Source organism: Microbacterium sp. CH-015 (genome assembly GCF_049707015.1).
In the GTDB taxonomy this organism is placed as follows: Bacteria; Actinomycetota; Actinomycetes; order Actinomycetales; family Microbacteriaceae; genus Microbacterium; species Microbacterium aurum.
On record NZ_JBNAFJ010000008.1, the window covers coordinates 36,834 to 49,625 of the forward strand.

Consider the following 12,792-nt stretch of genomic DNA (forward strand, 5'->3'; position numbering starts at 1 on the left):
TCCGCGCTGCTGCGCTTATCGTGGCGGCATGACAGCTCCGCGCCGCCTCGCCCTCGCGCTCCTGGTCGGTGCGGTCGGCGCGATCGCCGTGCTGAGCGGATGCTCGGGCGCGCCGGACGGCGCCGCCACGACAGGGGATGCCGGCGCCGCCACCTCCGCCGCGAGCTCGGCGACGCCGGCCCCGCAGGCCACGATCGCCCCCTTCCCGATCGGCGCCTCGACCTCGACCACCCCGCTCCCTGCCGATCTGCCGCAGGGCTGCCGCGACATTCTGACCGGAAGCGTCCTCGCCCAGCTGGAGGGCGTGCCGCTCAACGCCGAAGGCATGGGAGGCGGCATCCGCCCCGACTCGTCGCGGGTATGCGTGTGGGGCGAGCCCGGCGCCGTCGCCACCCGGCTCGTCACGGTGATCGGCTATTCGCCCGAGCGGGAGGCGCGCGACGCCCTGTATGAGCTCGGCAACGAGGGCTACACCTGCTACGAGCCCGACGGCGGCATCCGCTGCGAGAAGACGTGGGAGCACCCGACGCTCCCCGGCGTGACCGAGGGGCGCACGCTGTTCTATCGCGACGGCGTCATCGTGGACACGCAGTACACGAACCTCGCGCCGAAGGGGTACACGGCCGCGATCATCGACTATCTGTGGCCGGCGGTTCCGCGCACGGCCACGCCGACCGCCGCGCCGACTCCGTAGCCCTCAGCCCCAGACGCGGGCGGACGTGCGGGTGACGTACTCCGTCGGATGCCACGCGTTCTCGCTCGTGGACAGCCAGAGCCCGCCGCCGGCTTCGATCGTCTCGACGAGGTCGCCGTCGGTGCGCGTGCACCGGGTGCTCTCCTCCTGGGTGGTGCACGTGAACCCCGCTCCCGGGAGGGCCGCCGCGGCGATGGCGCCGGCATCCACCGGCACGGTCGCGAGCGTCGAGGTGACCTCGCCCTTCTCGGAATGCCAGGAGCAGGTCAGCGTCACCTGCGGCTGCAGGGCCGTAACGAGCGCCGCCGCCGTGGTCGTGGGCGCGTCGGTCGAGGGCGTCAGCACGGCCCCCTTCGTGAAGCGCATCGTCGCCCACAGTGCCTGGTCGTACAGCTGCGCGCATTCGGTGGGAGGGCCGGCGACGGCATCCTCATCACCGGCGGCGACGGGACCCGAGGTCGCGGCGGGATCGATCGCGCCACCGACGGCGCCGCCCACCCACGAGACGGATGCCGGGATCATCGGGATCGCGAGGAACGCGAGCACGCCGACGACACCGGCGCAACCGAGGCCGACGACCCACGCGAAGAACGCGTTCCTGCCACCGACTCGAGCCATGCTCCCAGGCTAGGCGCGGCCTGCCCGTGAGCCGGTGAGCCCTCGCCGCGCCCCCCGCGATTCGCTGTGCGCTGTTCGCCGGGTGAGCGTCTCCCCGCGCCCGGGAACAGGTGGCGCAAACGACCACCTCGAGGCGAGGGATGCCGCGTGTTGCGCCACCTTCTCACCGGGGCGCGCAGCAAGGTGGCGCAAATAACCGCCTCGAGGCGAGGGATGCCGCGTGTTGCGCCACCTGTTTCGCCCCCGCGCAGGGGCCTACACCCCCGCGCGGGTGGTTCCTGAGCATGTCGAAGGGTGGTTCCTGAGCACGTCGAAGGGCCCCAGGATCGCGATGATCCTGGGGCCCTACGTGGACTGCGCTCAGTTATAGGTGCCGGGCGTGAAGTCGTCCGTCGAGAAGCTGTCGAAGTCGACGTAGCTCAGGTCGGCGTCGCTGTACGCGCCGTCCGAGGCGAAGATGCGGTTGGGGTACCGCTCGCTCTTGGCCTCCTCCGTCGCCTCGACCACGACGTTGCGGTACTTCGCAAGGCCGGTGCCGGCGGGGATGAGCTTTCCGATGATGACGTTCTCCTTGAGGCCGACGAGCGGGTCGCTCTTGCCCTCCATGGCCGCCTGCGTGAGGACGCGGGTGGTCTCCTGGAACGACGCGGCCGACAGCCACGACTCCGTCGCGAGCGACGCCTTCGTGATACCCATCAGCTCCGGGCGACCCGACGCGGGGCGCTTGCCCTCGGCCACGGCCTCGCGGTTCATCTGCTGGTAGCGCTTGAAGTCCACCAGCTCACCGGGCAGCAGCGACGTCTCGCCGTGGTCGACGACGGTGACCTTCCGCAGCATCTGGCGCACGATGACCTCGATGTGCTTGTCGTGGATCGGCACACCCTGCGAGCGGTACACGCCCTGCACGCCGCCGACGAGGTACTTCTGCACCTCGCGGGCACCCTGCACGCGCATGACCTCCTTGGGGTCGAGCGTTCCGACGAGGATCGGCTGGCCGACCGTGACGTGCTGCCCGTCCTCGACCAGCAGCGTCGCGCGCTTGAGGACCGGGTAGACGTGCGGCTCGTCGCCGTTGTCGGGCGTCAGGATGACCTTCTTGGCCTTGTCGGTCTCGTCGATCGTGATGCGGCCGTCGGCCTCGGCGATCGGCGACGCACCCTTCGGGGTGCGGGCCTCGAAGAGCTCCTGCACGCGGGGCAGACCCTGCGTGATGTCGTCGGCCGACGCGGAACCACCGGTGTGGAAGGTGCGCATCGTCAGCTGCGTGCCGGGCTCACCGATCGACTGGGCCGCGATGATGCCGACGGCCTCGCCGATGTCGACGAGCTTGCCGGACGCGAGCGAACGGCCGTAGCACTTCGCGCAGACGCCGACCGCCGAGTCGCAGGTGAGGACGGAGCGGACCTTGATGGTCTCGACCCCGGCATCCACCAGCTTGTCGATGAGCACGTCGCCCACGTCGTCGCCCGCCTCGGCGACGACCTCGCCCGAGGGCGAGACGACGTCGGCGGCGAGGGTACGCGCGAACACCGAGTTCTCGACGTTCGCGTCGCGCACCAGGGTGCCGTCGGCACCGGGAGCGGCGATCGTGAACTCGAGCCCCTTCGTCGTGCCGCAGTCGTCCTCACGGATGATGACGTCCTGCGAGACGTCGACGAGTCGACGCGTCAGGTAGCCCGAGTCGGCGGTACGGAGGGCCGTGTCGGCCAGACCCTTACGGGCACCGTGGGTCGCCGTGAAGTACTCCGCCACGCTCAGACCCTCGCGGTACGAGGAGATGATCGGACGGGGCATGATCTCGCCCTTGGTGTTGTTGACGAGGCCTCGGATGCCGGCGATGTTACGGATCTGCAGCCAGTTACCACGGGCGCCCGAGCTCACCATGCGGTTGATGGTGTTGTCGGCCGGGAAGTTGGCCTTCATCGCGGCCTGCACCTCGTCGGTCGCCTCGGTCCAGATCTTGATCTGCTCCTGACGACGCTCGGCGTCGGTCACGAGACCGTTCTCGAACTGGCTCTGCACCTTCTGCGCCTGCTTCTCGTACTTGGCGATGATCTCGGCCTTGTTCGGCGGGGTCAGCACGTCGCTGAGCGCGACGGTCACACCAGAGCGGGTGGCCCAGTAGAAGCCGGCGTCCTTGATGCGGTCAAGGGATGCCGCGACCTCCACCTTGGGGTACTCCTCGGCGAGCTTGTTGACGATCTGCGAGAGCTTGCCCTTGTCGGCCTGCTCGCGCACGAACGGGTAGCCCTTGGGCAGGGTGTCGTTGAAGATCGCCTGACCGAGCGACGCGTCCACGAGACCGTGACGCTCGTAGCCCTCGGGCGCTTCGCCCTCGAGGAACGTGAGCCCCGGAATGCGGATGCGGACCTTGGCCTGCAGGTCGAGGGTGCCCTCGTCCTTCGCCAGGATCGCCTCGCCGACCGAGCCGAACACGCGACCCTCGCCCGCGGCACCCTCCTTGACCGTGGTCAGGTGGTGCAGGCCGATGATCATGTCCTGCGAGGGCAGGGTGACCGGGCGGCCGTCGGAGGGCTTCAGGATGTTGTTCGACGCGAGCATGAGGATGCGCGCCTCGGCCTGCGCCTCGACGGACAGCGGCAGGTGCACGGCCATCTGGTCACCGTCGAAGTCGGCGTTGAACGCCGCGCAGACGAGCGGGTGCAGCTGGATGGCCTTGCCCTCCACGAGCTGCGGCTCGAAGGCCTGGATGCCCAGGCGGTGCAGCGTGGGAGCGCGGTTGAGCAGCACGGGGCGCTCGCGGATGATCTCCTCGAGCACGTCCCATACCTCGGGGCGCGCGCGCTCGACCGAGCGCTTGGCGGCCTTGATGTTCTGCGAGTGACCGAGGTCGATGAGGCGCTTGATGACGAACGGCTTGAACAGCTCGAGCGCCATCGCCTTGGGCAGACCACACTGGTGGAGCTTCAGCTGCGGGCCGACGATGATGACCGAACGGCCCGAGTAGTCCACGCGCTTGCCGAGCAGGTTCTGGCGGAACCGGCCCTGCTTGCCCTTGAGCATGTCGGACAGCGACTTCAGCGCACGGTTGCCGGTACCGGTGACGGGACGACCGCGGCGGCCGTTGTCGAACAGGGCGTCGACGGCCTCCTGCAGCATCCGCTTCTCGTTGTTCACGATGATCTCGGGGGCACCGAGGTCGATCAGGCGACGGAGGCGGTTGTTGCGGTTGATCACGCGACGGTACAGGTCGTTCAGGTCGCTGGTGGCGAAGCGGCCACCGTCGAGCTGGACCATCGGGCGCAGCTCCGGCGGGATCACCGGGACGACGTCGAGGACCATGGATGCCGGGGACATGCCCGTCTGCAGGAACGAGTTGACGACCTTCAGGCGCTTGATCGCGCGGATCTTGCGCTGGCCCTTGCCCTCGGAGATCTGCAGGTGCAGCGACTCGGCCTCGGCGGCCAGGTCGAACGCCCGCAGGCGGCGCTGGATGGACTCGGCGCCCATGTAGGCCTCGAAGTACTGACCGAACCGGTCCTGCAGCTCCTGGAAGACGTCGTCCTCCTGCTTCAGCTGGCCGACGGCGAGGTTGCGGAACTCGTCCCACATGCGCTCGAGCTTGGCGACCTGGTCATCCGCGTTCTTGCGGATCGACGCCATCTCCTTCTCGGCGGCATCCTTGACCTTCTTGCGCTGGTCGGCCTTGGCACCCTCCGCCTCCAGGGCGGCGAGCTCCTCCTCCAGCTTGGCCAGGCGCGTCGCGACGCGGGCGTCACGACGGTCGGCAAGATTCTTGATCTCCAGGCGCAGGTTCGCCTCGTGAGTCGGCAGGTCGCGGTGACGCTCCTCCTCGTCGACCGAGATCACCATGTAGGCGGCGAAGTAGATGACCTTCTCGAGGTCCTTCGGCGCCATGTCGAGGAGGTACCCGAGGCGCGAGGGCACGCCCTTGAAGTACCAGATGTGGGTGACGGGGGCGGCGAGCTCGATGTGGCCCATGCGCTCACGACGGACCGAGGACTTCGTGACCTCGACGCCGCAGCGCTCGCAGACGATCCCCTTGAAGCGGACGCGCTTGTACTTGCCGCAGGCGCACTCCCAGTCGCGGGAAGGGCCGAAGATCTGCTCGCCGAACAGACCGTCCTTCTCGGGCTTGAGGGTGCGGTAGTTGATGGTCTCGGGCTTCTTGACCTCGCCGTAGGACCAACGACGGATGTCGTCAGCGGTGGCCAGGCCGATGCGAAGCTGATCGAAAGTGGTGGACTCGAGCACTGGTTCTCCTGTGTCTCAGAAAGTTTCGTAAACCGCGGGTCAGATCTCGTCGATGGACGAGGACTCGAACCGGGTGGAGATGTTGATGCCGAGCTCCTCCGCCGCGCGGAACGCCTCGTCATCCGTGTCGCGGAGGTTGACCGCCGTGCCGTCGGCCGAGAGAACCTCGACGTTCAGGCAGAGCGACTGCATCTCCTTCATGAGCACCTTGAAGGACTCGGGGATGCCCGGCTCCTGGATGTTCTCGCCCTTGACGATCGCCTCGTAGACCTTGACGCGGCCGACGATGTCGTCGGACTTGATCGTCAGGAGCTCCTGCAGCGCGTACGCGGCACCGTAAGCCTCGAGCGCCCACACCTCCATCTCGCCGAAGCGCTGGCCGCCGAACTGCGCCTTACCACCCAGCGGCTGCTGCGTGATCATCGAGTAGGGGCCGGTGGAGCGGGCGTGGATCTTGTCGTCCACGAGGTGGTGCAGCTTCAGGATGTACATGTAGCCGACCGAGATGGGCGCCGGGAACGGCTCGCCGGAGCGGCCGTCGAACAGCTGCGTCTTGCCCGAGCTGTCGATCAGGCGCACACCGTCGCGCGTGGGCAGCGTCGAGTCGAGGAGCCCCGCGATCTCGGCCTCGTGCGCACCGTCGAACACCGGGGTCGCGACCTTCGTGCCCGGGGCCGCTTCGCGGGCGGACTCCGGCAGGTGCACGGCCCACTCCGGGGTGCCCTCGACCTTCCAGCCCTGCTTCGCGATCCACCCGAGGTGGGTTTCGAGCACCTGGCCGAAGTTCATGCGACCGGGGATGCCGAGCGGGTTGAGCACGACGTCGACCGGCGTGCCGTCCGCGAGGAACGGCATGTCCTCGACGGGGAGGATCTTCGCGATGACGCCCTTGTTGCCGTGACGGCCGGCGAGCTTGTCGCCCTCGGTGATCTTGCGCTTCTGGGCGATGTAGACCACGACGCGGCGGTTGACGCCGGAGCCGAGCTCGTCGTCGCCGTCCTCGGCGTTGAACTCCTTGACGGCGATGATCGTGCCCTGCTCGCCGTGGGGCACCTTCAGCGAGGTGTCACGGACTTCGCGGCTCTTCTCGTTGAAGATCGCGCGGAGCAGGCGCTCCTCGGCGCTCAGCTCGGTCTCGCCCTTGGGCGTGACCTTGCCGACGAGGATGTCGCCGGGGCGCACCTCGGCGCCGATGCGGACGATGCCGCGCTCGTCGAGGTCCTTCAGCAGGTCCGGGCTGACGTTGGGGAGGTCGCGGGTGATCTCCTCCTTGCCGAGCTTGGTGTCACGGGCATCCACCTCGTACTCCTCGATGTGGATCGAGGAGAGGGTGTCGTTCTTGACGAGGTCCTGGCTGAGGATGATCGCGTCCTCGAAGTTGTGACCCTCCCACGTCATGAACGCGACGAGGAGGTTCTTGCCGAGCGCGAGCTCGCCGTTCTCCGTCGCCGGGCCATCGGCGATGACCTCGCCGGCCTCGATGCGGTCGCCCGCCGAGACGATGACGCGCTGGTTGTAGCTCGTGCCCTGGTTGGAGCGGTCGAACTTGCGCAGGAAGTAGTCCTGCGTGCCACCCTCGTCGAGCTGGATCGTGACGACGTCGGCCGAGACCTCGGCGACGACACCCGACTTCTCAGCGGTGAGGACGTCGCCGGCGTCGATGGCCGCGAAGCCCTCCATACCGGTGCCGACCACGGGCGACTCGCTGCGCAGCAGCGGCACGGCCTGACGCTGCATGTTCGCACCCATGAGGGCGCGGTTGGCGTCGTCGTGCTCGAGGAAGGGGATAAGCGAGGTCGCGACCGACACCATCTGGCGCGGCGAGACGTCCATGTAGCCGATCTCGTCGGCGTGGAACATGTCGACCTCGCCACCCTGACCGCGGCGGGCCAGCACGCGCTCGGTGGCAAACTTGCCGTCCGCGTCGAGCTCGGCGCCGGCCTGGGCGACGATGTAGTCGTTCTCCTCGGAGGCGGTGAGGTAGTCGATCGTGTCGGTCACCTTGCCGTCGACCACGCGGCGGTACGGCGTCTCGATGAAGCCGAACGCGTTGATCCGCGCGAACGAGGCGAGCGAGCCGATGAGGCCGATGTTCGGGCCTTCCGGGGTCTCGATCGGGCACATGCGGCCGTAGTGCGACGGGTGGACGTCGCGGACCTCGACGCCGGCGCGCTCACGGCTGAGGCCGCCGGGGCCGAGCGCCGACAGGCGGCGCTTGTGGGTCAGACCCGCGAGCGGGTTGTTCTGGTCCATGAACTGCGACAGCTGCGACGTGCCGAAGAACTCCTTGATCGCGGCGACGACGGGGCGCACGTTGATCAGGGTCTGCGGCGTGATCGCCTCGATGTCCTGCGTGGTCATGCGCTCGCGGACGACGCGCTCCATGCGGGACAGGCCGGTGCGGACCTGGTTCTGGATGAGCTCGCCGACGGCGCGGATGCGACGGTTGCCGAAGTTGTCGATGTCGTCGACGTCGAGACGGATCTCCGCCGCCTCGCCGTTGCGGACACCGGGGATCGACGCGTCACCGCGGTGCAGCGCGACGAGGTACTTGATGGTCGCGACGATGTCGTCGACGGTGAGCACCGAGTCGCTCAGCGGCTTGTCGAGGCCGAGCTTCTGGTTGATCTTGTAGCGACCCACCTTCGCCAGGTCGTAGCGCTTCGGGTTGAAGTAGAAGTTGTCCAGCAGCGCGCGGGCGGCCTCGGCGGCGACCTGCTCGCCCGGACGGAGCTTGCGGTAGATGTCGCGGAGCGCATCCTCCTTGGTGAGGATCGTGTCCTTGCTCAGCGTGTCCTCGATGGACTCGTAGCCGGCGAACTCGTTGAGGATGTCCTCGCTGGACAGGCCCAGGGCCTTGAGGAAGACGGTGACCGACTGCTTGCGCTTGCGGTCGATGCGCACGCCGACCTGGTCGCGCTTGTCGATCTCGAACTCGAGCCAGGCGCCGCGGGAGGGGATGACGCGCGCCGAGACGATGTCCTTGTCGCTGGTCTTGTCGGGCGTCTTGTCGAAGTAGACGCCGGGCGAGCGGACGAGCTGGCTGACGACGACACGCTCGGTGCCGTTGATGATGAACGTGCCCTTGCCGGTCTGCAGCGGGAAGTCGCCCATGAAGACGGTCTGGGTCTTGATCTCACCCGTGAGGTGGTTCATGAACTCGGCCTCGACGTACAGCGGGGCGGCGTAGGTCTTGCCGCGCTCCTTGCACTCCTCGATCGAGTACTTCTCCGGCTCCAGGTACGGGTTCGTGAAGCTCAGCTGCATCGTCTCGCCGAGGTCCTCGATGGGCGAGATCTCCTCGAAGATCTCCTCGAGGCCGCTGGTCTCGGGCACGTCGGTGCGGCCGGCTTCCTTCGCCTCTGCGACACGGGCCTTCCAGGCGTCGTTGCCGACGAGCCAGTCGAAGGACTCCGTCTGCAGCGCGAGAAGGTCGGGGACCGTCAGCGTGTCGGAGATCTTGGCGAACGACAGGCGCGAAGCGCCGCGGCCGTTCTTGGGGGTGGTGGTGGAATTGGTTGCGTTGCGCGCAGCAGCCAAGGGGATTACCTCCATGAGCCCGGGCAGGGGCTGGTTTCCTTGTCGTCAGGTGGAGTGCTCCGTTCCCGCCGCCTGCCGCGCGCCGCCACGTCTCTCGAGCGGCGGGGATCTGCAGGCGCACGCCGACCACCATATGAGGGCATGGGGGAAGGGAGCGCAACTACCCACTATAGACCGCGCGACGCGCCATGGCAAGCCGGATCCTTGACGAGTTTCGGATGCTGCGGTATAACCGCGCGGTGGCCGCATGAGGCGCGGTGGTCAGGCGGGGCGGGCGTGGCGGAACCGGATCCGGGTGCCCGGCCGGGCCTGCGCGAGAAGATCGCGCGCGGCGTCGGTGACCACGGCGATGACGGGGTAGCCGCCGGTGACCGGCCCATCGGGTCCGAGGATGACGGGACGCGCGTCGGGTGGGACCTGGATCGCGCCCGGCAGCATCCCCTCGCTCGGCAGCTCGTCGTCGCGGACACGCGGCAGCGCCGGTCCGTCGAGGCGGATGCCGACGCGGTCGGCCTGCGGTGACACCGTCCAGACGGCGTCGAAGAGCGGCGAGCTGCTCGCGAACCAGTCCGCCCGTGGGCCCGGAGCCAGCGCGACCTCCACCTCGCCCGGCGGAGGTCCCCACGGGTGCAGGTCGGCGGGCGGGACCGGACCGGTGACGTCGCCGGCCGGCGCGAGCGTCGCCCCCGCGGCCAGCGGCGCGGGGCCCAGGCCCGCGAGGGTGTCGGTGGCGCGCGAGCCGAGGACGGCGGATGCCGCGATGCCGCCGCGGACGGCGAGGTACGCCCGGGCGCCGTGGTCGAACCCGTCGATCTCGAGCTCCGCTCCCGACGGCCACGGGTGCGCAACGTAGGGGTCGACCGCCCGGCCGCCCAAGCGGATCGCGCCCCACGCGCCCGTGACCGCGAACCAGAGGTCGGTGTCGGGGCCGGATGCCGCGGCATCCCACACCGCGCGGAAGCCGCCCAACGTGATCTCCACTCCCGCGGCACGCTCGTCGGTGCCGACGAGCCGGTTGGCGATGCGCAGCGCGGCACGGTCGGCGGCGCCCGAGACCGCGACTCCGGCGGCGAGCGCGCCCGGTCGCCCCTGATCCTGCACCGTCGCGAGCGGTCCCGGCGTGAGCACCCGGATCCGGCCCGCGGGAGTGCCTACGCGGCGAGACGTCGTCGCTGCACCGAGACCGCGTCGCGCCTCCGGTGTCTCGGTACACGGACGTGGTCTCGCCGCTAGAGAGGGGGCGGATGGCGCGGCGGGCGCGTAGGGCGCGGCCAGCGCGGGGGCGGATGCCGGGAGCGCGGGCGCCGGACGGAAGCGCACGCGGGTGCCGGGCTGCAGGAGCGCGGGCGTCGCCGCTGCCGGATCGAAGAGGACGGCGGATGTCGTCCCGATGAGGCGCCAGCCGCCGGGACTGGAGCGCGGATAGGCGCCGGTGAACGGCCCGGCGAGGCCCACGGCACCGGCCGGGACGCGGCTGCGGGGGCGGTCGAGACGCGGCACCGGAAACGGCCAGTCGGCGCTGACGAGGTATCCGAACCCCGGCGCGAAGCCGGTGAAGGCAACGCTCCACTCAGCGGCGGCGTGGCGGGCGGCGAGCTCCGCCGTGCCGAGTCCGACGAGGCCCGCCGTCTCGGCGAGGTCGGCGCCGTCGTAGACGATCGGCAGTTCGACGAGCGGGCCGGTGGGGTCGGCACCCGCGCCCACCGCGTCACCCATAACATCCGCGCCGCCCGCACCCGCGGCATCCCCGATCCACGCGCGCGCCGCCGCGAGCGAGAGGACGGCCGGATCGACCGCCACGAGCACGGTCCGCGCGGCGGGGACGAGGTCGACGACGCCGGCGGGGCGGGATGCCGCGAGGCGCCCGTGGAGGGACAGCATCGCACCGAGATCAGCGACCTCGGCCAGCAGCGCCCGGTCACCGAAGGGCAGGATCCGCACAGTCATGACAGCGACCCCGTCACCACAGTCACCACGGCGCGCGGACCGCGACGCCCGCCGCGTCGAGCGCCGCACGGACGGCGCGGGCCATGGCCACCGCGCCGGGGGAATCGCCGTGCACGCACAGCGAGACGGCGTCGACCCGCACGAGCGAGCCGTCGACGGCTTCGACGACGCCGTCGCGTGCGAGCCGCACGGCACGGGCGGCCACAATCGCGGGATCGTCCATCAGCGCACCCGGTGCGCCGCGCGGGACCAGCGCGCCGTCCGGCAGATAGCCGCGGTCGAGGAAGGCCTCCTGCCGGAACGGGAGCCCGACGGCACGCGCCGCGGCGGCGATCTCGCCCTGCAGTCCGAGGAGGGGCACGGCGCGGCCGACGCGCGCGGACAGGTCGGCGACGGCATCCGCCACCGCGGCCGCCTGCTCCGGGTCGTCGCGGACTGCGTGATAGAGCGCGCCGTGCGGCTTGACGTAGCGGATGTCCGCCCCTGCCGCGGCGAGCGCGGCGAGCTGCTCGCGCACCGTCCGGCGGAGGTCGTCGGCCGGCAGCGTCAGGCGCACGCGGCCGAATCCGGCCCGGTCGGGGTAGGACGGGTGCGCCCCGACGGCGACGCCGTGCGCGGCCGCGCGCGCGACGGCATCCGCCATCGACGCCGCGTCGCCGGCGTGACCGCCGCACGCGATCGAGGCGCTGGACACCACGGCGAACATCGCCTCGTCGTCGGCGGTCGGGGCGCCGTCGACCGTCTCGCCGAGGTCGGCGTTGAGGTCGATCGCGGTCATGCCGCTACCGTACCGGCGCCGACAGCGGGGATCCCGGCCCGCTACCGTGGAGCCATGGCCAGAGGGCGGGTGGAGGACGAGCCGGCCCAGGCGCGGCTGTCCGACGGCACGATCGCCCGCGTCGTGCGCAGCCGCTTCGCCGGCGGTTTCGAGCTCGACGTCGACGGCACGCCGCAGTCGCACGTCGACCCCGACGACCCCAGCCACCTGCACTTCGAGTACGTCGCCCGGATGGGCGCGGTCATCGACCTGCTCCGGATGCCGGGGCAGCCCCTCACCGCGATTCACCTCGGCGCCGGGGCGCTCACCCTCCCCCGCTACGTCGAGCACACCCGACCGGGGTCGCGCCAGCAGGTGATCGAGCTGGAGCAATCGCTCGTCGATCTCGTCCGCGCCGAGCTGCCGCTGCCCCGCGGCGCGCAGGTGCGGGTGCGGATCGGCGACGCCCGGGATGTCGCGGCGCGCCTGCCGGCCGGGCTGCAGGGCAGCGCCGACCTCGTCGTGTCCGACGTGTTCGCGGGCGCGCAGACGCCGGCGCACCTGACGACCGTGGAGTACTTCCGGATCCTCGCGGGGCTGCTCTCCCCCGACGGCGTCCTGCTCGTCAACGTCGCCGACGGCGCGGGCCTCGCGTTCGCGCGCCGCGAGGTCGCGACGGTACGCGCGGTGCTGCCGGAGGTCATCGTGCTCGCGGAGGTGCAGACGCTCAAGGGCCGCCGCTTCGGCAATCTCGTCATCGCCGCCTCGCACGCGCCGCTGCCCGTGACATGGCTGCCGCGTCTCATGGCCGCCGGCCCCCACCCCGCGAAGGTGGCCCAGGGCGCGGAGCTCGACGAGTTCGTGCGGGACGCACGGGTGGCGACGGATGCCGACGCCACCGCGTCGCCGAAACCGGCGGCATCCGTCTTCGAGCGCTGAGCGCCGTCCGCGCGGCGTGTGCGCCCCGGATCGGCACCGTCCCGGGTGAGACTGGGAGAGC

At 70.4% G+C, this 12,792-nt stretch carries 7 protein-coding genes; 2 read left to right on the forward strand and 5 right to left on the reverse strand.

The features are described 5' to 3' along the window. Positions 1 to 28 precede the first annotated feature (28 nt). Entirely contained in the window at positions 29 to 694 is a 666-nt protein-coding gene (locus tag ACPYN4_RS12130) for a hypothetical protein (protein WP_076691675.1), read from the forward strand. A 3-nt stretch (positions 695 to 697) separates the two neighbouring features. Here ACPYN4_RS12130 and ACPYN4_RS12135 read toward each other — a convergent pair whose 3' ends face one another. The 5 genes from ACPYN4_RS12135 to pxpA form a co-directional block, all read right to left on the reverse strand. Then, positions 698 to 1,312, reverse strand: a complete 615-nt coding sequence (locus ACPYN4_RS12135; protein WP_281652465.1) for a hypothetical protein — start codon at positions 1,310 to 1,312, stop codon at positions 698 to 700. Between the two features lie 360 nt (positions 1,313 to 1,672). Next, complete coding sequence (rpoC, locus tag ACPYN4_RS12140) at positions 1,673 to 5,548, reverse strand: DNA-directed RNA polymerase subunit beta' (RefSeq protein ID WP_424446516.1); 3,876 nt, start codon at positions 5,546 to 5,548, stop codon at positions 1,673 to 1,675. A 39-nt stretch (positions 5,549 to 5,587) separates the two neighbouring features. Next, positions 5,588 to 9,088 (reverse strand): DNA-directed RNA polymerase subunit beta, encoded by a 3,501-nt coding sequence (locus ACPYN4_RS12145; RefSeq protein ID WP_424446517.1) that lies wholly within the window; start codon positions 9,086 to 9,088, stop codon positions 5,588 to 5,590. 261 nt (positions 9,089 to 9,349) lie between these two features. Next, positions 9,350 to 11,035: a carboxyltransferase domain-containing protein gene (locus tag ACPYN4_RS12150; protein ID WP_424446518.1), complete on the reverse strand. Its 1,686-nt coding sequence runs from the start codon at positions 11,033 to 11,035 to the stop codon at positions 9,350 to 9,352. Positions 11,036 to 11,057: 22 nt separating this feature from the next. Further along, positions 11,058 to 11,813, reverse strand: a complete 756-nt coding sequence (gene pxpA / locus ACPYN4_RS12155; protein WP_287272212.1) for a 5-oxoprolinase subunit PxpA — start codon at positions 11,811 to 11,813, stop codon at positions 11,058 to 11,060. Between the two features lie 54 nt (positions 11,814 to 11,867). Here pxpA and ACPYN4_RS12160 point away from each other — a divergent pair, with 54 nt between their 5' ends. After that, positions 11,868 to 12,731, forward strand: coding sequence for a spermidine synthase (locus ACPYN4_RS12160; RefSeq protein WP_287272210.1), 864 nt, complete (start codon positions 11,868 to 11,870; stop codon positions 12,729 to 12,731). The last annotated feature ends 61 nt before the right edge of the window (positions 12,732 to 12,792 follow it).